22 protein-coding genes are annotated in these 21,565 nt (G+C 73.7%); 16 read left to right on the top strand and 6 right to left on the bottom strand.

All coding sequences use genetic code 11. The features are described 5' to 3' along the window. Window positions 1-36: 36 nt before the first annotated feature. Together R2740_RS02245 and cofD are read right to left on the bottom strand one after the other, a co-directional pair. Window positions 37-996 carry a coenzyme F420-0:L-glutamate ligase gene (locus tag R2740_RS02245; RefSeq protein ID WP_371301053.1) on the bottom strand — a complete coding sequence of 320 codons (960 nt, stop codon included), beginning with the start codon at window positions 994-996 and terminating at the stop codon, window positions 37-39. Then, complete coding sequence (cofD, locus tag R2740_RS02250) at window positions 993-2,024, bottom strand: 2-phospho-L-lactate transferase (RefSeq protein ID WP_371301054.1); 1,032 nt, start codon at window positions 2,022-2,024, stop codon at window positions 993-995. The genes R2740_RS02245 and cofD overlap by 4 nt, the downstream gene beginning before the upstream one ends. Window positions 2,025-2,283: 259 nt before the next feature. Here cofD and R2740_RS02255 point away from each other — a divergent pair, with 259 nt between their 5' ends. From R2740_RS02255 to R2740_RS02265, 3 genes are read left to right on the top strand one after another with little or no spacing between them, the layout of a single operon-like run. Continuing rightward, window positions 2,284-2,538: a WhiB family transcriptional regulator gene (locus R2740_RS02255; protein ID WP_371301055.1), complete on the top strand. Its 255-nt coding sequence runs from the start codon at window positions 2,284-2,286 to the stop codon at window positions 2,536-2,538. A gap of 59 nt (window positions 2,539-2,597) precedes the next feature. Then, complete coding sequence (locus R2740_RS02260; protein WP_371301056.1) at window positions 2,598-5,435, top strand: glycosyltransferase family 2 protein; 2,838 nt, start codon at window positions 2,598-2,600, stop codon at window positions 5,433-5,435. Further along, complete coding sequence (locus R2740_RS02265; RefSeq protein ID WP_371301057.1) at window positions 5,432-6,826, top strand: DUF5719 family protein; 1,395 nt, start codon at window positions 5,432-5,434, stop codon at window positions 6,824-6,826. The genes R2740_RS02260 and R2740_RS02265 overlap by 4 nt, the downstream gene beginning before the upstream one ends. A 13-nt stretch (window positions 6,827-6,839) precedes the next feature. On the opposite strand, the gene R2740_RS02270 is transcribed toward R2740_RS02265, so the two are convergent. Beyond that, the gene (locus R2740_RS02270; RefSeq protein ID WP_371301058.1) at window positions 6,840-7,316 is read right to left on the bottom strand and encodes a metallopeptidase family protein; all 477 of its coding nucleotides are present in this window, start codon (window positions 7,314-7,316) and stop codon (window positions 6,840-6,842) included. Window positions 7,317-7,364: 48 nt separating this feature from the next. Between R2740_RS02270 and R2740_RS02275 the strand changes: the two genes are divergently transcribed. The 12 genes from R2740_RS02275 (at window position 7,365) to R2740_RS02330 (ending at window position 19,224) form a co-directional block, all read left to right on the top strand. Then, window positions 7,365-7,733, top strand: a complete 369-nt coding sequence (locus R2740_RS02275; protein WP_371301059.1) for a DUF3499 domain-containing protein — start codon at window positions 7,365-7,367, stop codon at window positions 7,731-7,733. Window positions 7,734-7,783: 50 nt separating this feature from the next. After that, on the top strand, window positions 7,784-7,942 hold the full coding sequence (locus R2740_RS02280) for a Trm112 family protein (protein ID WP_371301178.1): 159 nt from the start codon (window positions 7,784-7,786) through the stop codon (window positions 7,940-7,942). Window positions 7,943-7,954: 12 nt separating this feature from the next. Continuing rightward, entirely contained in the window at window positions 7,955-9,013 is a 1,059-nt protein-coding gene (locus tag R2740_RS02285) for an SIS domain-containing protein (protein WP_371301060.1), read from the top strand. Then, window positions 9,010-9,972, top strand: a complete 963-nt coding sequence (locus R2740_RS02290; protein WP_371301061.1) for a DUF808 domain-containing protein — start codon at window positions 9,010-9,012, stop codon at window positions 9,970-9,972. The genes R2740_RS02285 and R2740_RS02290 overlap by 4 nt, the downstream gene beginning before the upstream one ends. A 108-nt stretch (window positions 9,973-10,080) precedes the next feature. Then, window positions 10,081-11,526, top strand: coding sequence for an adenosylhomocysteinase (ahcY, locus tag R2740_RS02295; protein ID WP_371301062.1), 1,446 nt, complete (start codon window positions 10,081-10,083; stop codon window positions 11,524-11,526). Between the two features lie 20 nt (window positions 11,527-11,546). After that, window positions 11,547-12,263: an MtrAB system response regulator MtrA gene (gene mtrA, locus R2740_RS02300; RefSeq protein WP_371301063.1), complete on the top strand. Its 717-nt coding sequence runs from the start codon at window positions 11,547-11,549 to the stop codon at window positions 12,261-12,263. A gap of 10 nt (window positions 12,264-12,273) precedes the next feature. After that, entirely contained in the window at window positions 12,274-13,863 is a 1,590-nt protein-coding gene (gene mtrB / locus R2740_RS02305; RefSeq protein WP_371301064.1) for an MtrAB system histidine kinase MtrB, read from the top strand. Further along, window positions 13,860-15,635, top strand: coding sequence for an LpqB family beta-propeller domain-containing protein (locus R2740_RS02310; RefSeq protein WP_371301065.1), 1,776 nt, complete (start codon window positions 13,860-13,862; stop codon window positions 15,633-15,635). Before mtrB ends, R2740_RS02310 begins: the two co-directional genes overlap by 4 nt. Window positions 15,636-15,731: 96 nt before the next feature. Beyond that, window positions 15,732-16,511, top strand: coding sequence for a ComF family protein (locus R2740_RS02315; protein WP_371301066.1), 780 nt, complete (start codon window positions 15,732-15,734; stop codon window positions 16,509-16,511). Between the two features lie 151 nt (window positions 16,512-16,662). Next, window positions 16,663-17,283, top strand: coding sequence for a ribosome hibernation-promoting factor, HPF/YfiA family (gene hpf, locus R2740_RS02320; RefSeq protein ID WP_371301067.1), 621 nt, complete (start codon window positions 16,663-16,665; stop codon window positions 17,281-17,283). Window positions 17,284-17,318: 35 nt separating this feature from the next. Beyond that, complete coding sequence (locus R2740_RS02325) at window positions 17,319-18,011, top strand: response regulator (protein ID WP_371301068.1); 693 nt, start codon at window positions 17,319-17,321, stop codon at window positions 18,009-18,011. A 13-nt stretch (window positions 18,012-18,024) separates the two neighbouring features. Beyond that, a complete protein-coding gene (locus R2740_RS02330; protein ID WP_371301069.1) occupies window positions 18,025-19,224 on the top strand; it encodes a winged helix-turn-helix domain-containing protein in 1,200 nt (399 codons plus the stop codon). On the opposite strand, the gene R2740_RS02335 is transcribed toward R2740_RS02330, so the two are convergent. Further along, a complete protein-coding gene (locus tag R2740_RS02335) occupies window positions 19,221-19,955 on the bottom strand; it encodes a VOC family protein (RefSeq protein ID WP_371301070.1) in 735 nt (244 codons plus the stop codon). The genes R2740_RS02330 and R2740_RS02335 overlap by 4 nt on opposite strands. Before the next feature lie 10 nt (window positions 19,956-19,965). Further along, window positions 19,966-20,298: a hypothetical protein gene (locus R2740_RS02340; RefSeq protein WP_371301071.1), complete on the bottom strand. Its 333-nt coding sequence runs from the start codon at window positions 20,296-20,298 to the stop codon at window positions 19,966-19,968. A gap of 125 nt (window positions 20,299-20,423) precedes the next feature. On the opposite strand from R2740_RS02340, the gene R2740_RS02345 reads away from it, so the two are divergent. Next, entirely contained in the window at window positions 20,424-21,050 is a 627-nt protein-coding gene (locus R2740_RS02345) for a cation transporter (RefSeq protein WP_371301072.1), read from the top strand. A 150-nt stretch (window positions 21,051-21,200) separates the two neighbouring features. Here R2740_RS02345 and R2740_RS02350 read toward each other — a convergent pair whose 3' ends face one another. Further along, window positions 21,201-21,386, bottom strand: coding sequence for a hypothetical protein (locus tag R2740_RS02350; RefSeq protein WP_371301073.1), 186 nt, complete (start codon window positions 21,384-21,386; stop codon window positions 21,201-21,203). Window positions 21,387-21,565 lie beyond the last annotated feature (179 nt).

A 21,565-nucleotide genomic window follows, 5' to 3' on the forward strand; every position in this document is an offset into this window, starting at 1 on the left:
GGGGGCGGTCGGGCCGCCTGGCGGTTGCCGAGCAGTCTACGGACCAGGCGGTCGCAGCACGCTGACTTCGGCCGACTGCGTCGAGGCCGTCCACCCGTGGGCGAAGGCGAGCGCGGCCACGACCCGCTCCGGCCCGCGGGCGAGCAGCACGGGCTCCTCGGACACCACGGCGTCGTCGCCCAGGACCGTCCGCAGCGCGGTCACGAGGTCGTCGCGCTCCGCCGCGGCGCCGTACGCCGGCAGGTCGGCGGGGTCGCCCAGCAGGGCCTGGACGACCGCCTCGCGGGCGCCGAGGCCGAACAGGTCCTCGGGGTCGGGACGCACCAGGGCGACCGCCCCGGGGCCATGGTCGTCGGGCGGCAGCACCAGGTCGGCGCGACCGCGCACCACCGCGAAGGGCCGGCCGCCGAGCTTGCCCTGCGCGAGCTCCGCGGCGCCGGCGAGCTCGTCGGCGACGGCCGGCTCGGTGACCCGCAGCTCGTGTCCGTGGCCGTCGTGCACGCCCACGAAGGACTCCAGCACCCGCACGCCGGCGGCGCCCACGGCGATGTCGGTCTGACCGGTGCGCCAGGCCCGGCCCGCGGTGTCGGTGACCACGACGCCGACGTTGGCCCCCGTCGAGACGCGCAGCGCCTCGCGGATCGCCCGTGCAGAGCCGTCGGGGTCCAGCGGCAGCGGCACCACGTGCCCCGACGCGACGTTGGACTGGTCGACACCCGCCGCGGCCTGGGTGACCCCCAGACGGGTCCGGGCGACCACCAGGGACCCCCGACGGGCGACCACCCGCACGGTCTCCTCGGCCACCATCTCGTCTCGGCTGCGGGTGGTGACCCGACCCTCGGCCTTGGCGACCGCCTTGCTGGTGACCACGACGATGTCGCCGTCGACCGGCGCGACCAGCGACCCGACCAGGGCCGCGAGGTCGGCGCCGGTCTCGATCTCGGGTGCCCCGTCGGGGGCCAGCACCCGCAGCTCGCCGGAGCGCGGCTCGGTCACCGGGGGTCGAGCTCCTGCGCCACCACCATCGCCGCGGCCGCCATCGCGGCCGTGGCGTCGAGGTCGGTCATCATCAGCGGCACCGCGCGACACCGGATGCCTCCCGCCTCGACCTCGTCGACCAGGTCGGCGTCCGCCTCGTCGACCAGCCAGCCGTCGAGCACCCCGCCGGCGGACCGGGCGGCGTAGTGTCCGGCGACGCCGGCGGCCGACACCGGCACCCCGAGCGCGGTGAGCAGCTGCTCGGCCATCCCGCGCACGTGCTGTCCGGCGACGATCGGCGAGACGCCCACGACCGGCGCGGGCGTCGACTCGAGCGCCTCGGTGAGGCCGGGGACGCTCAAGATGGTGCCGACCGACACGACCGGGTTCGACGGCGGGACGATGACCACGTCGGCGTCGCCGATGGCCTCCAGCACCCCCGGTGCGGGCGTCGCGTCCTCGATGCCGACGGCGAGCACGGCCTCGACCGTGGGGGCCGCGGCGAGCCGCACCCAGTACTCCTGGAAGTGCACCACCCGGCGACCGCTGGGGGAGTCGGGGTCGGCGATGGCCAGGTGGGTCTCGACCCGGTCGTCGGACATCGGCAGCAGCCGCACGCCGGGCTCCCAGCGACGGCACAGTGCCTCGGTGACCTGCGACAACGGGTAGCCCGCATCGAGCATCTCGGTGCGCACCAGGTGGGTCGCCACGTCGCGGTCGCCCAGGCCGAACCAGGTCGGCTGGACGTCGTAGGCCTCGAGCTCCTCGCGGATGCTCCAGGTCTCGTCGCGGCGACCCCAGCCGCGCTCGGTGTCGATGCCCTCGCCGAGGGTGTACATCAGCGTGTCCAGGTCGGGGCAGACCTTGAGGCCGTGGATCCACAGGTCGTCGGCCGTGTTGGCGATGACGGTGACCTCGGCGTCGGCGGCGACCCCGGGCAGCGACCCCGCTCGCAGGCCGTGCAGCAGCCCCTGGGTGAACCTGGCGCCGCCGACACCCCCCGAGAGCACGGTGATCGAGCGCCGGAGCGAGGGGGTGGACGACATGCGCCTAGCCTGCCGTACGCCGCCGAACGGGGTCCGCGCGGGTGTCGGCCCGGCCGACCGGCCGGGTCGTCGAGGGGCCGCGCGGTGGACCAGACCAGTCGCAGGGATCTGCTCCCTACCATTTCCGGGCTTGACTTCCGTGGTACGACAGGCATGTAATTCCGACAGTGTGTTTTCCGCGACTGGTCCAGTCTCCCCGGGCCGGGCTCGGGGGAAGCCGGACCAGGGTCGATGCAGAGGGTCGAAAGGGCGAGGGCCAGTGAGAGAGCTACTTCTTCTCGAACCGGACGCCGAGGAGCTCGGTTGGCAGGAGCGCGCCCTGTGCGCGCAGACGGACCCGGAGGCGTTCTTCCCCGAGAAGGGCGGCTCCACCCGCGAGGCCAAGAAGGTCTGCCTGACCTGCGACGTGCGTGACGACTGCCTCGAGTACGCCCTGATGAACGACGAGCGTTTCGGCATCTGGGGCGGCCTCTCCGAGCGCGAGCGCCGCAAGCTCAAGAAGCGCGCGGTCTAGGCAGCGGGGAGCCCACCCACCCCGCGGGACGGCCTGGGGCCGCTCGCTAGGCTGCCCCGGTGACAGTCACGGCGCTTCTCGTCTGCCACGACGGCGCCCGATGGCTCCCCACGGTCCTCGCGGGTCTGCAGGGCCAGACCCGCCCCGTCGACCGCATCGTCGCCGTCGACACCGGCTCCACCGACGACACCGTCTCGTTGCTCACCCGGGCACTGCCCCGCGAGTGCGTGCTGTACGCCGACCCGGACACGCCGTTCGGCGAGGCGGTGGCCATCGGCGCCGACGCCGCGGGCGAGCACGAGTGGCTGTGGATCCTCCACGACGACGCCAACCCCGACCCGACGGCGCTGCAGCACCTCCTCGATGCGGCCGACGAGCACCCCGACGCCGACGTGCTCGGACCCAAGCTCCGCGAGTGGCCCTCGCTGCGCCGCCTCCTCGAGGTCGGCGTGACCATCTCCGGCACCGGCCGGCGGGAGACCGGGCTGGAGCGCGGGGAGTACGACCAGGGGCAGCACGACGAGGTCCACGAGGTGCTGGCGGTCAACACCGCGGGCATGCTGGTGCGCCGAGAGGTCCTGGAGCGTCTCGACGGCTTCGACCGCAACCTCCCGATCTTCGGCAACGACCTCGACTTCGGGTGGCGGGCGGCGTCGGCCGGCTTCCGGACCCTGGTGGTGCCGCAGGCCGTGGTCTTCCACGCCGAGGCCGCCCACCGCGGGGTGCGGCGCACGGAGCTCACGGGTGGGCACACCCACTTCCAGGAGCGCCGGGCGGCGCTCTACACGCTGCTGGCCAACTCGCGCGCCGTCGCGCTGCCCTTCCAGACGGTGCGGCTGGCCCTGGGCTCGCTGCTGCGTGCGCTCGGCTTCCTGCTGGTGCGCTCGGGCCGGGAGGCGGGCGACGAGGTGGCGGCGCTGGCCTCGGTCTACATCCACCCGGGCGAGGTCCGCCGGGCCCGGCGCGCGCGCCGGGCCTTCGGCGACGCGCACCGGGAGCGGGTGCGGTCGCTGCTGGCGCCGGCCTGGCTGCCCTACCGGCACGGGCTCGACTTCGTCAGCGACATCGCCGTCGCGACCACCCACCAGGCCCAGGACGTCGCCGAGCGGCGCCGGGCGGCGACCCTCGCCGAGCACGGCACACCCACCCGCACCCCCCGCTCCGAGGACGACGACGACCTGATCGAGGACAGCGGCTGGCTGGTGCGGTTCCTGACCAACCCGCGGGCGGTGCTGCTCAGCCTGTTCGTGCTGGTCTCGCTGGCGGGTGCCCGTCCGGTGCTGGGCGCGGTCACCGGAGGAGCGCTGAGTCCCGCTCCGGCCAGGGTCGCCGACTGGTGGCGGCTCTACACCGAGCACTGGCACCCGATCGGCAGCGGCAGCGACGCCCCCGCGCCGGCGTACCTCCCGGTGCTGGCCGGGCTCGGGACCCTGCTCGGCGGTCGGCCCAGCCTCGCCGTGACGCTGGTGCTGGGGCTGGCGGTCCCGCTGAGCCTGTGGGGCGCCTGGCGCCTCCTGCGCGTGGTCGGCCGGCTGGTCCACCCGCAGGGGGTGTCCCGATGGGTGCTGCTGGCGGGTGCCACGACCTACGCGCTGGTGCCGGTCACCAGCGGCGCCTGGGGAGAGGGCCGGCTCGGCACCGTGGTCACCGCGGTCGTGCTGCCCTGGCTGGCGCACGCGGCGCTCGGCTTCGCCGACCCCGAGCCCGAGCGCCGCTGGCGGGCCGCCTGGCGCACCGCGCTGCTGCTCGCCGTGGCGACCGCGTTCACCCCGTCGCTGTGGTGGCTGGGCGTGGTGCTCGGCCTGGTCGCGCTGCTCGGCGTGTGGCGGGTCAGCCCGTCGGCGCTGCGCGACCGCTCGGTGCTGGGGCCGCCGCTGGCCGCCGTCGCGTCGGTGCCCGTGCTGCTGGCGCCGTGGGTGGTCCCGCTGCTGCTGCGTGGGCCGCGTGGCGGACTGCTGCTCGAGACCGGCCGCCCTCCGTCGGCGACCCCGTCCTCGCTCGACCTGCTGGTCGGGCGGGTCACCGATCTCGGCATGCCCGTCGCCTGGGGGGCGGCGCTGCTGGTGCTGGCCCTGCTGGCGCTGCTGCCGACGGCGTCACGGGTGGCCGCCCTGGCCTGCTGGGTGGTCGCCCTGTGCGCCGCGGCGGCCGCCGTCGTGGTGTCGCTGGTGCCGCTGGGCCTGGAGGCGGCCGGCGCCTGGGCAGGTGTCGGCGTGTTCGCCGTCGTGATCGCCGCCGCCTGGGTCACCGCCGCCGTGGTCGGGCTCCCCTCGCTGGCCGGGCTGCTCCCGGGAGTGGCGGGCCGCGGCGTCGCCGTCGTCCTGGGGGTGGCCGCCGCCGCACTGCCGGTGCTCGGCCTGGGGTGGTACGCCGTCGGCGGCCACGACGACTACGCGACCAAGCCCGACGACGGGATCCCGGCGTACATGGCGCAGAGCTCGCTGCTGGGGCCGGCCCACGGCGTCCTGATCCTCCAGGGCAGCGTCGAGGACGGCCTGACCTACACCGTGCGCCGTGGCGACGGCGCCACCCTCGGCGAGGACGAGATCCTCGCGCTCACGCCGGAGGACCGCCAGTTCACCGAGAACCTCCAGGCGCTGCTCGCCAGCCCGACGACCACGCTCACCAACCGGCTCAGCGAGCAGGGCATCGAGTACATCGTGCTGCGCTCGCCGGCCGACGGTCGGATCGCGGCGTCGCTCGACGCGACCCCCGGACTGAGCCAGGCCAGTGCCGAGGACCGGAGCACCCGGGCGTGGCAGGTCGAGCGCTCGCTGGACGACGCCCAGCTGCGCGGCCCGGGCTCCGCGCTGCGCACGGCACTGCTGTGGCTGCAGGCCGCCGCGGTCCTGGTGGCGTTGGTGCTCAGCGGCCCCACGAGGAGGGGGTCCTCGTGAGCCAGCCCGCAGCCGGCCGCCGGCGCACCGCCGCGACCCGTGGCCTGCACCCGCTGCTGGTCATCGCCGTCCTGGTGCCGATCCTGACCGTGCTGGTCGCGCAGGGGCTCCGGCAGCCGCAGACCGTGGCCGAGACCGGCGCACCTCAGGACGCGCCGCTGACCCGGGCCGACCGAGGCTGCCCGGCCGCCCCCGCGAAGGGCGGGATCCTCGTCGCCAACGCCCGCCCCGAGGCGACCGGCGAGATCGAGCTGCGGCGCCTCGACCAGGAGGACGTCGAGCCGGAGAGCGTGCCGCTGTCCTCGGGAGCGACCGCCGACCTGGCGGAGAGCGGCCCGGTGCTGGTCACCGGCCACGACGACCTCGCCCCCGGCCTGTTGGCGACCCGGGTCGCCGCCGGCCGGCTCGCCGGTGTGGTCTGTCCGGCTCCCGCGCCGGACGCCTGGTTCACCGGTCTGGGTGCGCGCGCCGAGCACGCCTCGGTGCTCGAGCTGCAGAACCCCGACGTCGGGGCGGCGGTCGTGGACGTCTCCTTCTTCACCCGCCAGGGTGCGGTGGACGTCCCCGAGCTGTTGGGCGTGCGGGTCCCCGGCCGGTCGACGTACGTCGTCGACCTGGCGCAGCAGGTGCCCCGGCGCGGCGACGTGGCCGTCCACCTGGCGGTGACGCGGGGCCGGCTCTCGGCGACGGTGCGCGACCGGTTCGAGCGGATCGGGTCGGACACCCGGAGCGTCGACTGGCTGGCCCCCCAGGCCGGGCCCGCCACCGAGACGCTGCTGCTGGGGCTCCCCGCCGGGCGCGGCTACCGCACCCTCACCCTGGCGAACCCCGGCGAGGACCAGGCCCGGGTCGATCTCAAGCTGGTCACCGAGGACAGCACCTTCGCGCCGGCCGACCTCAAGCAGGTGCAGGTCCGTCCCGGGTCGCTGGTCAACGTGCACCTCGACAAGATCCTGGCCCGCGAGGTGCGCAAGGGCGCCCTCGGCGTCCAGGTCACGGCGACCCGTCCGGTCACCTCGACCTTCACCTCGCTGGTCCACGACGACCTCACGGTCGCGCAGGCCCCGCCGGCCGTCGACGACACCGCCTCGGTGCTGCTGCCGCCGGGCGACCGCACCATGCTGGTCGCCGGCGCCACCACGACGGGGCTGGTCACGGTGACGTTCCGCGACGCCGACGGGGGTGAGCTCCCCGAGCAGAAGGTGGAGGTCACTCCCGGCCGAGCCTTCACGGTGCCCGTGCCGGCGAAGGCGACGCTCGCCACGATGACCGTGGCTCGCACCAGCGTCTCGGCGGCGGTGCTGGTGGAGGGCGACGGCGCGCTGGTGCTGCCGTTCGGCTCACCCGCCGAGGTCGGCCTGGTGCCCTCCGTGCGCCCTGCCGACCGCTGAGGCAGCCGCGACCTCACTCCGCGACGTAGCGCGGGTGCACGTCCTCGGGGGGCATCGCCAGCAGCTCGGCGACCTGCTCGACCAGCACGGTGAGCACCAGGGCCTGCAGGTCCTGTCGGGTCTCGGCGCGGTGCTCGATCGGCCGGCGGAAGAGCACCACCCGGGTCGCGGCGGCGCGGCTGCCGCGCACCAGCGACGACAGGGGGACGCGGCCGGGCGACCAGTCGTCGGGCAGCGACGGCACCTCCTCGACGGCGTACTCCACGAGGCCCAGGCGGTCGCCCCACCGCTCCTCGAGGTCGGCCACGGCGGCCAGCACCAGCTCGTCGAAGCGCTCCGCGGCGGTCGGTGTCTCGGGGCTCCCGGGCCGCGACGGCAGCACCGCGGGGCCGCGCATGCCCCGGTCGCGACGGTCGCGGCGACGCGGACCCCGCTCCGACCTCCGGCCCGACGTCTCGCCCGAGGTTGCGCCCGACACCGACTGCTCCACACCGCGAGCCTAATCGGGAGTGCGGCCGAGCCCGGGTACGGTCGCCTCGTGAGTCCCACCCGTCGCTGCTCGCGCACCGCCTGCAGTCGTCCCGCCGTCGCCACGCTCACCTACGTGTACGCCGACCAGACGGCCGTGCTGGGACCCCTCGCGCTGCACGCCGAGCCGCACGCCTACGACCTGTGCGAGGCCCACAGCGAGCGGCTCTCCGCGCCCCGTGGCTGGGAGGTGATGCGACTCGCCCCCGACCCGTCGCTCGCCGGCCCGAGCAGCGACGACCTGCTGGCGCTGGCCGATGCGGTGCGCGAGGCCGCCCGTCCGGTGCCTGCCCCGGCCGAGCCACCGCTCGGGCTGGCCGGCGAGAGCGGTCGGGAGGTCGGCCGCCGGGGGCACCTGCGGGTGCTGACCAACGACTGACCCGGGTCCACGCAGGGTCTGGGCCCGCCTACTAGGCTGCCGCCATGAACCTGGACCCGGTGCTGCTCGAGATCATCGTCTGCCCCGACTGTCACGGTCCGCTGACGCCCACCGACGACGAGCTGGTGTGCGGCGACTGTGGCCTGGCCTACCCGGTCCGCGACGACATCCCCGTGCTGCTCGTCGACGAGGCCCGGCGCCCGGGCTGACCGGACCCTGCGATGAGCTGGTTCGACGACTCGCGGCTGGACGACCCGGTCGTCCTGGAGTCCGCGGACCCGGTGCTCCGCCGGATGGCCGAGGCGGGGGCGCGGGTGCGCCGGGAGGCCACCGACGCCGCCTCCGCGATCCACGAGGGCGTGACCCGCGGGCTGGAGCAGGGTCGTCCGCGCGCGGTGATCGCCGCCGGCCCCGACTCGAGGCTGTTGCGCGCGGTGCTCGAGCCCTGGTGTCCGGTCCCGTTCGTGGCCTGGCCCACGGCGAGCCTTCCCGGCTGGGCCGGAAGCATGGACCTGGTCGTCGTGCTGGCGCCGTCCGGTGTCGACGCCGAGGCGGCGTCGTCCGCGGCCGAGGCGGTGCGCCGTGGCTGCCAGATCGTGGTGGCCTGCCCGCCGCACTCGATGGTCGCCGAGCACGCCGAGGGACGCTGGACCACGCTGCTGCCGACCGCCACCGGTGACCAGCTGGCGACCGCCGTGGTGATGCTCGACTACCTCGACCGGGTCGGGCTCGGTCCCCGGGCCGATGCGGAGAGCGTGGCCACCGCCCTCGACGAGGTGGCCGCCGCCTGCTCGCCGTTCCACGACCTCGCCGTCAACCCCGCCAAGGACCTGGCGATCGCCTTGGCCGACACGAGCCCCGTGGTCTGGGGCGGCTCGGTGCTCGCCGCCCGCGCGGCCCGCCGGGTCGCCGAGTCGATCCGCCGGGCCAGCGGCCGCTCGGCCATCGCCGGCGACGCCGAGCACCTGCTGCCGGTGCTCGAGGCGGCTCGCCGCCGTGACGTCTTCGACGACCCGTTCGCCGACGAGGTGGCCACGCCGAGGCCGATGCTGCTGGTGCTCGACGACGGCTCGGAGGAGGCGGTGCTGCGCGAGCAGCGCGGCCGGCTCCAGGCCGTCGCCGTGGAGCGGGGCGTCCGGGTCGAGACGGTGACCACCGACGCCACGACCGAGGTGGCGCGCTACGCCTCACTCGTGCTCACCGGCCTCTATGCCGCGGAGTACCTCCGGCTCGGGCTGGCGCCGGACGAGGCCGTCTCCGAAGACGTGGCCGACCGGTGAGTGCCGGGCTGTTCGGCCTGCTCGACGACGTGGCCGCGCTCGCGCGGATGGCGGCGGCCTCGCTCGACGATGTGGGCGCGGCGGCCGGCCGGGCCAGCGCCAAGGCCGCCGGCGTGGTCGTCGACGACACCGCCGTGACCCCTCAGTACGTCCACGGCGTCGCCGCCGAGCGTGAGCTGCCGATCGTGAAGAAGATCGCTCGCGGCTCGGTGCGCAACAAGCTGCTGATCATCCTGCCGGTCGCGATGCTGCTCAGCCAGTTCGCGCCCTGGCTGCTGACCCCGATCCTGATGCTCGGCGGCACCTATCTCTGCTACGAGGGTGCCGAGAAGGTCTGGGAGCGGCTGCGCGGCCACCATCCCGAGGAGGGTGGGCTGGCGACCGAGCGCGGCCCGGAGGCGGAGAAGCAGCTGGTGGGCAGCGCGATCCGCACCGACCTGATCCTGTCGGCCGAGATCATGGTCATCGCGCTCGACGAGGTGGCCGACGAGGCGTTCCTCGCGCGCGCCGTGATCCTGGTGATCGTGGCGCTGTTCATCACCGCGCTGGTCTACGGCGTGGTCGCCGCCATCGTGAAGATGGACGACGTCGGGCTCGCGCTCGCGCAGCGCGAGTCGGCCCTCAGCCAGCGGGTGGGCGTGGGGATGGTCAAGGCGATGCCCCAGGTGCTGGCCACCATCTCGGTGGTCGGGGTCGTCGCGATGATCTGGGTGGGGGGTCACATCCTGCTCAACGGACTCGACGAGCTGGGCTGGCACGCCCCCGCCGACCTCGTCCACCATCTCGAGGAGGCGGTCCATGACAGCGTCTCCGCCTTCGGCGGCGTTCTCGGCTGGCTGGCCGAGACGGCGGCGTCGGCGGTCTTCGGGCTGCTGGTCGGCGGCGTGGTGGTGGCGCTGATGCACCTGGTGCCGCGGCGCCGCCGTCCCTCGGACCCGGAGCCGGCGGCTGCGCACTGACGGGAGGCCCGTCGAGGATTCTTCGGCTCACCGCCGCCGGGGCTAACCTGATCCGACCCGGTACGGCACGGGCCGTACCGCGGGACCAGACCCCGGAGGAACGCCCACATGGACTTCAAGGTCGCCGACCTCAGCCTCGCCGACTTCGGTCGCACCGAGATCTCGCTCGCCGAGCACGAGATGCCCGGACTGATGGCGATGCGCGAGCGCTTCGCCGACAGCGCGCCGCTGGCCGGAGCCCGGATCGCCGGCTCCCTGCACATGACCGTGCAGACCGCGGTGCTCATCGAGACGCTGGTGGCGCTGGGGGCGCAGGTGCGCTGGGCGTCCTGCAACATCTTCTCGACCCAGGACCACGCGGCCGCCGCGGTCGCGGTGGGCCCCGAGGGCACGCCCGAGTCGCCGGCCGGCGTCCCGGTGTTCGCCTGGAAGGGCGAGACGCTGGAGGAGTACTGGTGGTGCACCCAGCAGATCCTCAGCTGGGGCACCGACGCCGACGGCCACGAGCTGCGCCCCAACATGATCCTCGACGACGGTGGCGACGCGACGATGCTGGTCCACCTCGGTGTCGAGGCGGAGAAGTCCGGTGTGGCCCCCGACCCCGAGACCGCCGGCTCCGCCGAGCAGCGCATCGTCTTCTCGGTGGTCGCGCAGTCGCTGTCGGAGTCCGCCGACCGGTGGACCAAGGTCGCCAACGAGATCATGGGCGTCACCGAGGAGACCACCACGGGCGTGCACCGGCTCTACGACATGATGAAGGAAGGCACGCTGCTCTTCCCGGCCATCAACGTCAACGACTCGGTGACCAAGTCGAAGTTCGACAACAAGTACGGCTGCCGGCACTCCCTGGTCGACGGCATCAACCGGGCCACCGACGTGCTGATCGGCGGCAAGGTCGCCGTGGTCTGCGGCTACGGCGACGTCGGCAAGGGCTGCGCCGAGTCGCTGCGCGGCCAGGGCGCCCGCGTGGTGGTCACCGAGATCGACCCGATCTGCGCGCTGCAGGCGGCCATGGACGGCTACCAGGTCACCACGCTGGAGCAGATCCTGCCCACCGCCGACATCGTGATCACCGCGACCGGCAACCGCGACGTCGTGACGGCCGAGCAGATGAGCCGGATGAAGCACCAGGCGATCGTCGGCAACATCGGCCACTTCGACAACGAGATCGACATGGCCGGCCTCGAGTCGTGGCCCGGTGTCGTCCGCAAGAACGTCAAGCCGCAGGTCGACGTCTTCACCTTCCCCGAGGGCAACAGCGTGATCGTGCTCTCCGAGGGCCGGCTGATGAACCTCGGCAACGCGACCGGCCACCCGTCGTTCGTGATGTCGAACTCCTTCACCAACCAGGTTCTCGCGCAGATCGAGCTGTTCACCAAGAACGAGGACTACCCGGTCGGGGTCTACGTGCTGCCCAAGCACCTCGACGAGGAGGTGGCTCGGCTCCACCTCGCCTCGCTCGGCGTCGTGCTCACCGAGCTGACCCCGGGCCAGGCCAGCTACCTCGGCGTGCCGGTGGAGGGGCCCTACAAGCCTGACCAGTACCGCTACTGATCCCTGGCACACTGGACCCCATGACAGCCGGCTCCACCACGCCGACCACCGACCCCGGAGCACGGGGACGGATCCTGGTCGTCGACGACGACGCCTCGCTCGCCGAGATGCTGGGCATCGTGCTGCGCCAGGAGGGGTTCGACTCCCAGGTGTGCGCCCGCGGCGACGAGGCGCTGGCCGCGTTCCGCGACTACCACCCCGACCTGGTGCTGCTCGACCTGATGCTGCCGGGTCTCGACGGGATCGACGTCTGCAAGGAGATCCGCGCCGAGTCCGGTGTGCCGATCGTGATGCTCACCGCGAAGGGCGACACGCTCGACGTCGTGGTGGGGCTGGAGTCCGGCGCCGACGACTACATCGTCAAGCCGTTCAAGCCCAAGGAGCTGGTGGCTCGCATCCGCGCGCGCGTACGCCGGCTGCCCGAGCACGGCTCCGACATGCTCAAGGTCGGCGACCTGCTCATCGACGTGGCCGGCCACGCCGTCACCCGCGGCGACGAGCCGGTCAACCTCACCCCGCTGGAGTTCGACCTGCTGGTCTGCCTGGCCCGCAAGCCCTGGCAGGTCTTCACCCGCGAGGTGCTGCTCGAGCAGGTGTGGGGCTACCGACACTCCGCCGACACGCGCCTGGTCAACGTGCACGTGCAGCGGCTGCGCTCGAAGGTCGAGCACGACCCCGAGCGGCCGGAGATCGTGGTGACCGTGCGCGGGGTGGGCTACAAGGCCGGGTCGGCGTAGCACCACGTCGATGGCCCGAACCCCCCTTCCCCAGGCGGCGGCGCGGTGGCTGACGTTCTGGCGTCGCTCCATCGCCGCCCGCGTCGTGGCGAGCACCGTCATCCTGTCCGCGCTCGTCTCCGCCGGCGTCGGCTGGGTGCTGCTCCAGCAGACCCGCGAGGGACTGCTCGACCAGCGGGTCAAGACCGTGGTGGCGGAGGCCAGCGCCGAGACCGCCGCCGCGCGGACCCGACTGCAGAGCGTCCCCGGCACCAGCGGTGACGCCGCCGGCCAGCGCCGCGAGCTGTTCGACCCGATCCTCGACCGCGGCCGGCTCCGCGGGTTCGACGTGGTCCTGGTCTCGCCGGGGGTCGCCGACGACACCGGCGTGCCGCTGCAGACCTACTCCACGCCCGGCCTCGACCTCGAGAAGAGCCTGCCGCCGTCGCTGCTCCAGCACTTCGCCAGCTCCGGGACGACCGCGTGGACCTACACCACCATCCGCCGGGACGGTCAGCCCGACCAGCCCGGCGTCGTCGTCGGCTCGCGGGTGATCCTGCCGGCCGACAACGAGCCCTACACGGTCTGCTACCTCTTCCCGCTGCAGGACGAGGAGGACACCCTCGCCCTGGTCACCCGGGCGATGCTCACCGCCGGGCTGCTGCTGATGGTGCTGGTCGCCGTGCTGACCTGGCTGGTCACCCGGCAGGTGGTGACGCCGGTCCGGATGGCGCGGCGGGTGGCCGAGCGGCTGGCGGCCGGGCAGCTGCAGGAGCGGCTGCGGGTGCGCGGCGAGGACGACCTGGCCCGGTTGGCCACCTCCTTCAACCAGATGGCGGCCAACCTGCAACGGCAGATCCGGCTGCTCGAGGAGCTGAGCCGGGTGCAGCGCCGCTTCGTGTCCGACGTGTCGCACGAGCTCCGCACCCCCCTCACCACGGTCCGGATGGCCGGCGACGTGCTCCACGACGCCCGCGAGAGCTTCGACCCCGCGACCGCCAGGGCCGCCGAGCTCCTGCAGACCGAGCTCGACCGCTTCGAGGGACTGCTGGCCGACCTCCTGGAGATCAGCCGGTTCGACGCCGGAGCGGCCGCGCTGGAGACCGAGGACGTCAACCTCACCGACGTGGCCCAGCGGGTCGTGGCCGCCACCCAGGTGCTCGCCGACCAGCGGGGGGTCCGGGTGCTGGTCGAGGCACCGCCCGAGCCGTGCCTCGCCGAGGCCGACGTACGACGGGTGGAGCGGATCGTCCGCAACCTGGTCACCAACGCCATCGACCACGCGGAGTCGCGCGACGTGCTGGTCCGGGTCGCCCATGACGACCAGGCGGCGGCCATCGCCGTGCGCGACCACGGGGTCGGGCTGTCCGCCGAGGAGTCGGCGATGGTCTTCAACCGCTTCTGGCGGGCCGACCCGGCCCGGGCCCGCACCAGCGGCGGCACCGGCCTCGGGCTGTCGATCGCGATGGAGGACACCCACCTCCACGGCGGCTGGCTGCAGGCGTGGGGTGAGCCAGGAGGCGGGTCCCAGTTCCGCCTCACCCTGCCGCGCAAGGTCGGCGACGAGCTGCGGCACAGCCCGCTCCCGCTGGTGCCCGAGGACGCGGAGGTGGCGGTGTGACTCGTCGACTGCGCGCCGGCCTCTCGGTCCTCGTGGTGCTCCTCGCTGCGCTGACGGGCTGTCTGTCCATGCCCACCTCCGGGACGCTCACCGAGGTCGACGACCCGGGCGCCGGCGAGTCGGAGGCCCCGGCGGACATCGTGGTGCGGCCGCCGCAGCCCGGTGAGTCGGCGCGCGACATCGCCGTGCACTTCCTCGATGCGATGGAGGCCTCGCCGATCTCGACCAAGGTCGCCCGGGAGTTCCTCTCGCAGGAGATCTCGTCGTCGTGGGACCCGTCGCTCGGCACCATCGTCTACGGCAGCCGGTCCGCGCCCACCGGCGCCGGCACCGACCGCACCGCTCCCGTCGACGTCAGCATCGACCTCGACGACGCGGGCCAGTTCGACAGCCGGGGCAGCTGGCTCGGGCCGCTCTCGAAGACCGACGAGCCGCTCCAGCTCGACCTCCCGATGGTCCGCGAGGACGGCGAGTGGCGGATCGCCGAGGCGCCCAACGCGCTGATCGTCCGGGACGCCTGGTTCGCGGAGCGGTTCGACCAGGTGTCGGTCTACTTCTTCAACCCCGCCGGCGAGGTGCTGGTCCCCGAGCCCGTCTACCTGCCCAGCGGCGACCAGCTGCCGACGTACCTCGTCAGCGACCTGGTCGCGGGCCCGAGCCCCGAGCTGGCCGACGTCGAGCGTGGCTACTTCCCGGCCGGCACCACGGTGCGGCCGGTCACGGTCGCGGCGGACGGGCGCGCCGAGATCGCCCTGCAGAGCGACTCCTCGCCCCCCAACGCCCGGGGGGCGGAGCTGATGCTGGCGCAGCTGACCTGGACCCTCCAGCAGGTGCCGGGCATCAAGTACCTCCAGGTCACCTTCAACGACGGCCCGCTGCGCCTGGCGCACGGGACCGCCGACCAGGTGCCGGTGAAGTCGAGCCCGGAGTACGACCCGACCGGCAGCAGCGCGCCGAGTGAGCCGTTCGCCCTGCGCGACGGCCTCCTGGTGTCCGGTCCGCTGGACGACCCGGTCGCCGTCAACGGTCCGTTCGGGCGGACCAGGCTCGGCCTGCGCTCGATCGCGGTCGACCCCACGGGCGCTCGCGTCGCGGGGGTCGGCACCGCGGGCGACCGGGTGCTGGTGGGGCCGCTGCGCGACGACCAGTCCGACACCGCGAAGCAGGTCGTCGACGGAGCCACCGACCTGCTGCCGCCGGGCTGGGACCTCGCGGGCCGCCTGTGGCTGGTCGATCGGCGGGCCGGGGGCGCGTTGATCTCCATCGTCGAGAAGGGCCGGGTCCGCCCGGTCACGATCCGGGGGGTGAGCGGGCGCGAGGTCCAGTCGTTCGTGGTGTCGCGCGACGGCACCCGGTTCGTGGCCGTGGTCCGCGGACCCGAGCGGGACGTGCTGCGGCAGAGCCGGATCCAGGTGAGCGACAGTGGGCGGGTGAGCGCCACTCCGGCGCGCACGATGCCGTTCGACGAGCTGCTCCCGAGCCGGATCAGCGACCTGTCGTGGAGCTCGCCGATCGCGCTGCTGGTGCTGGCCGAGGTCACCCCCGGGGCCGTCGAGGTGCGCCCGCTCCCGATCGACGGGTCACCGTCGAGCGGCCTGCCCGGCGGCACGATCGTGTCCGGCCGGATGCGCTGGCTGGCGGGGTCGCCGGCCCCCGGCGAGCCGTGGTACGCCATCGGCGCGCGGCCGCGGAGCGTGGTCGACTCGGCCGGCAACGAGCTGTCCCGGTCCCTCGACGGCGTGGACCTGCGCACCCTCACCTACCCGGGCTGAGCCTCGATCCGTCCCCAGGCCGAGGCCAACGGAGGGTTGTCCACAGGTGTCGCGCCCCGGGTCGCGGTCGGCGCCGTGCCGCGCTGGACTGGGCGGGTGACCACCCTGAACGACGCCGCTCGCGACCTGCTGCTCGGCGGGCGCTGCTGTGGGTGCGCCCGCCCTGGCCGGGTGCTCTGCCGGGCCTGCCGAGCGGTGCTGCCCCGGTCGCCGAGGCCGGCCTGGCCGACTCCCACGCCGGCCGGTCTCGCTCCACCCTGGGCGCTGGGGGACTACGCCGGCACCCTGCGCGCGCTGCTGCTGGGCCACAAGGAGCGTCGGCAGCTCGCCCTCGCCGGCCCCCTGGGCGAGCTGCTGTCGCTGGCCGTCGGAGCGGCCGTCCCGGGCGACGACCCGGTGCTGCTGGTCCCGGCACCCTCCCGGCGGTCGGCGGTGCGCGAGCGTGGCCACGACGCCACGGCGCGGCTGGTCGCGGCGGCGGGCAGGGCGCTCCGCGGCCAGGACCGCCCGGTGCGGGAGGTCCCGCTGCTCGCGATGCGGACCGGGGTGCTCGACCAGGCCGGCCTCGATGCGCGCCAGCGCGCCGCCAACCTGACGCACTCGCTGTGGGTCCCGCCGGAGCGGCTGGCCCGGGCCGCGCGGCCCGTCGCTCGGGTGCGCGTGGTCGTCTGCGACGACGTGATCACCACCGGCGCGACGGCCCGCGAGGCACAGCGGGCGTTGGAGGCGGTGGGCCTCCCGGTGAGCGCGATCGCCACCGTCGCGGCCACCCGGAGGCGGTCGGACGAGGTGGACCAGACAGCGGCGGCCGGAGACCGGCCGTCCTCGACCCGCCGCTTCCACGACGACCAGGGAGGGGTTAGCGTCGGAGTATGAGCACGGTTCGGGGAGCCTCGTCGGCACCCGAGGCCTGCGCCCAGGAGCCGGTCTGCTCCTCTCTCATGACGGACCCGGTCCGCGCGCGTCGTCGTACGCCCGCGCGGTGCGGGTGCCGTCCGGGTCCCAGCTGAGACATCAGGAGGTTCGCATGGAGGTCGTGGTCAAGAGTCGGCACTGTGAGGTGTCGGACCGGTTCCGCAGTCATGTCACCGAGAAGCTGTCGAGGCTGGAGAAGCACGATCACCACATCATGCGGGTCGACGTCGAGGTGGAGCAGGAGCGCAACCCGCGGCAGCACGACCGGGCGGTGCGGGTGCAGCTGACGGCCGTCTCCCGCGGGCCGGTGATCCGCGCCGAGGCAGCGGCCGGCGACAAGATGGGGGCGCTCGACCTGGCTCTCGACAAGATGACCTCGCAGATGCGGCGCGCGGCCGACCGGCGGGTCCGCGGGCGCCAGCAGCGGGTGCCCCTGGGGCAGGCGGCGACTCCGGCGGCCGATCTCGACGAGTCGCCGACCGACGACGCCGAGGTGGAGACCGAGCGTCGCGTCGGGCCGATCACGGTGACCGGCGACGGCCCGCTGGTGGTGCGGGAGAAGACCCACCTCGGCTCCCCGATGACCCTCGACCAGGCGCTCTACGAGATGGAGCTGGTCGGTCACGACTTCTACCTGTTCGTCGACAAGGAGTCCGAGCGTCCCTCGGTGGTCTACCGCCGGCGCGCCTACGACTACGGCGTGATCTCCCTCGACCTCGACAGCGAGGGCTGACCCACTCCGGCCGCCAGGTCTGACATGATTCAACTGTGAGTCAGGGAACAGGTGGCCAAGCTGGTGGGGCGGCCGAGCCGATCCGTGTCCTCGTCGTCGACGACCAAGAGTTGTTCCGACGGGGTCTCACGATGCTGCTCGTGGCCGAAGAGGGCATCGAGGTCGTGGGTGAGGCCGGCGACGGGGTGGAGGGCACCCAGCTCGCGGTGAGCACCATGCCCGATGTGGTGCTGCTCGACGTCCGGATGCCCAAGCGCACCGGCATCGAGGCGTGCACGCAGATCAAGGAGGCCGTGCCGTCGGCCAAGATCATCATGCTGACGGTGTCCGACGAGGAGGCCGACCTCTACGAGGCGGTCAAGGGCGGTGCGTCCGGCTACCTCCTCAAGGACTCCTCGATCGAGGAGGTCGCCCAGGCGGTGCGCGTGGTCGCCGACGGCCAGTCGCTGATCAGCCCGTCGATGGCGGTGAAGCTGATCGACGAGTTCAAGCAGATGAGCAAGCCCGACCGCGAGAGCGTGCCCGGCCTGCGGCTCACCGACCGCGAGCTCGAGGTGCTCCGGCTGGTGGCCAAGGGGATGAACAACCGGGAGATCTCCAAGGAGCTGTTCATCTCGGAGAACACCGTCAAGAACCACGTGCGCAACATCCTCGAGAAGCTGCAGCTGCACTCCCGCATGGAGGCGGTCATGTACGCCGTCCGCGAGAAGCTGCTCGACATCCCCTGACCGCGCGGGCGCCATGGTGGTGGAGCTGTCGCGCACCCAGGCGCGCCGGGTCGCGCTGGCCGCCCAGGGGTTCACCGACCGACCGCATGCCAGCCCGACGATGCGCACGCTGGCCCGCACCGTGGAGCGCACCGGCGTGCTCCAGGTCGACTCGGTCAACGTGCTGCAGCGTGCCCACTACATGCCGCTCTACTCGCGGATGGGGCCCTACGACCCGGAGCTGCTGACCCGGGCCTCGGCCCGTCGCCCGCGCCGGCTGGTGGAGTACTGGGCGCACGTCCAGGCGCTGATGCCGGTCGACCTGTGGCCGGTGATGCGGCACCGGATGGAGTTCTACCGTGCCCGCCGCGGCAAGTGGGGGTTCGTCGCAGAGGACGCCGAGATGGAGCGCAGCCTGGTCGCCGAGGTGCGCGAGCTGGGGGCGTCCACCGCGCGCGACCTCGACGACGGGCTGCCCCGCGTCAAGGAGCACTGGGGGTGGAACTGGTCGAAGACCCGGCGGGTCCTCGACTTCCTCTACATGGCCGGCGAGCTCGCGATCGCCGGCCGCAACAGCCAGTTCGAGATCCTCTACGACCTGCCCGAGCGGGTGCTGCCCACCGAGGTGCTGGCCCTGCCGACCCCGTCGGTCGACGCCGCACACATCGAGCTGGTGCGGCGCGCGGCCCGCTCCCACGGCATCGCGACGGCCCGCGACCTGGCGGACTACTACCGGATGTCGGTCGGCGACACCACGGCCGCCGCCGACGTGCTCGTGGAGACCGGAGAGCTGCTGAGGGCCCGGGTCGAGGGCTGGTCGCGGCCGGCGTACCTCTGGGCCGAGGCGGCGCGCCCGCGCCGGATCCGCGCGCGCACGCTGCTCAGCCCGTTCGACCCGGTGGTCTGGGAGCGGGCGCGCACCGAGGCGCTGTTCGACTTCTTCTACCGGATCGAGATCTACGTCCCGCCCGAGAAGCGGGTGCACGGCTACTACGTGCTGCCGTTCCTGCTGGGCGAGTCGCTGGTCGGCAGGGTCGACCTGAAGGCCGACCGGGCCGCGGGGCTGCTGCTGGTGCGCGGCGCCTATGCCGAGCCGGCCGCGCCACCCGAGACCGCCGAGGAGCTGGCCGCCGAGCTGGAGCGGATGGCCGGCTGGCTGGGCCTGTCGGGGATCGTGGTGGAGCCGCGCGGAGACCTGGCCGGGCCGCTGGCGGCGGCGGTCGCCGGTCGCTAGCCCGGCTCGGCCGCGCGGGCGGGCAGCAGGCAGAGCTCGTTGCCTGACGGGTCCTCGAAGAACCGCCAGGGCAGTTCGCCCCACTCCGGGTGGAAGGTCTCGCGGCCACCTCGCTCCGCGATGCCGGCGGCGAGGCCGTCGGGGTCGTCGGTCGCCTCCAGGCGGAGGTCGAGGTGCAGCCGGTTCTTGGTGCCCGTCTTGGGCGTCGACTCCGGAAGCATCTCGAGCAGTGGCCCGCGCCGGGACGGGTGACGGAGTGACCGCGGGGCCAGGCCGTCCACGTCGGTCCACCCGGTCAGCCAGGCCCAGAACTCCGCGTCGCGGTCGGGGTCGGCGGAGGACAGCGGGAGGGCCGCGATCGGCCCGGTGTCGGCGTACGACGTCCGCTCCTCCATGACGCAGAACGGGTTGCCCTCCGGGTCGGCGAGCACGACCCAGGGCGTGTCTCCCTGACCGATGTCGAGGTGGTGCGCACCCAGGCGGAGGAGTCGGTCCACCACCTCGGCCTGCCGGTCGGCGCCGAACAGGTCGAGGTGCAGGCGAAGCGGCTCCCGCGGTCGCTCGGGCACGCGCTGGAAACAGAGGTCGAGCACCGGTCCTTCCTCGACGGTGAGCCGGGTCTCGAAGCCCGCGGGCTCGTCGGTGAGTGTCTGCCCGCCGACCGCCGCCTCCCAGAAGGCACCCAGCCGCTGGGGTTCGACGGCGTCGAAGACCAGGTTCTCGAGGTACACGGGCGCCTCCCTAGAGCCTGAGGATGCTGGCGGCGATCAGGCACGACCGCGAGACCGAGTCGGCGTCGTGCAGCCCGGAGGGGTTCGCCAGCACCCACGCGGCGCGGTCGTGGACGGCGGTCGCGGGATCGACGGCGACCAGGTCGGCGGCCAGCCACGCCGACACCGACGCCGTGTCGTGCGCGTCCAGCCCCTCCAGCGCCAGCCCGTTGTGCACCATCGTCGCCGCCTCCAACATCAGCTCCCGGGCGACCTCGACATCGACGTCGGGACGCTCGCGCGGCACCTGCTCCGCCGCGGCCAGGAACTGGTCGAACGGCGGCCCGCTGGGTGGCGACTCCATGGGGCCGAGGCTGTCAGGGGCCGGGTGCGGTCGCAAGGGGTTTCCCGGGCGGAGGGCGACGGCAGTCGTCGTGGAGCCGGGCATACCGTGGGGTCGTCCGCACACCCGTGAGAGGCCGAGACGTCGTGAGCTCCGGAGACACCCCGCTGGACGCCGGCCGGCTCCGGCGGGTGGTGCTGATCGTGGCGCTGCTCAACCTGGGCTACTTCTTCGTGGAGTTCTCCGTCGCCCTGGTGGCCGGCTCGGTGTCCCTGCTGGCCGACAGCGTGGACTTCCTCGAGGACACCTCGATCAACCTGCTCATCTTCATCGCGCTGGGCTGGCCGCTGGCTCGGCGCGCGGCGATGGGCAAGGCGATGGCCGTGGTGATCCTCGGGCCGGCGGCGGTCGCGGGCTGGCAGGCCGTCCAGCGGTTCTCCGACCCGGTGCCGCCCGAGGTGGTGCCGGTGGTGCTCGCCTCCCTGGGAGCGATCGCCGTCAACGGCACCAGCGCCTGGCTGCTCTCCCAGGTCCGCCACCACGGCGGCTCGTTGAGCCGGGCGGCGTTCCTCTCCGCGCGCAACGACGTCCTGGTCAACCTCGCCATCATCGCGATGGCGGTGCTGACCCTCGGCACCGACTCCGGCTGGCCCGACCTGGTGCTGGGCTGCTTCATCATCCTGCTGGCCGGGCACGCTGCCTGGGAGGTCTGGGAGGTGAGCGAGGAGGAGCGGCTGGCCGCCAAGGCGCTGGCGGGCGAAGAGATCGACTGACGAGGCTCCCCGGGTTCATGCGGCTCGGACCACCTCGCCGTGGACCGTGGTGTACGTCGCCGAGACCGGCGGGCGGCTGCAGGTTCGCGAAGGGTGCGCGCCGATGGCCCCGCCGGTGCCTGGGTGTGGCGGGGGGTCGGGGCGGGGTGGCTACTGGTCCGGTGGGTCGGGGTCGCCGTCGACCAGGTGGAGGCAGCTGGCCGTCATGGGCAGGTCCTCGGGACTCACATCGCGGGTGCCGGTCTCGTCCACGAGGAGGCGGTAGCCGTGGGGGTGGGTCCAGAGGTAGGTCCCTGGTTCGATGACGGTGTAGCGCCATGGGGTGTGGGTCTTCAACCGATGATGGCTCCGGCAGAGCGGGCGAGGTTGCACGAGCAGGTCGGCCCCCGGTCGGGGTCAGTGCCTCGTCGAACGGGACCACGTGGTCGTGGTCGCACCCGTCGGGCCGGTCGGGTGCGCACCACGGGAACACACAGTGGCCGTCGCGGTGGTCGACCAGGGTCTTGAGCCGGTCG

It is taken from the genome of Nocardioides sp. (genome assembly GCF_041393715.1).
Taxonomy (GTDB): Bacteria; Actinomycetota; Actinomycetes; order Propionibacteriales; family Nocardioidaceae; genus Nocardioides.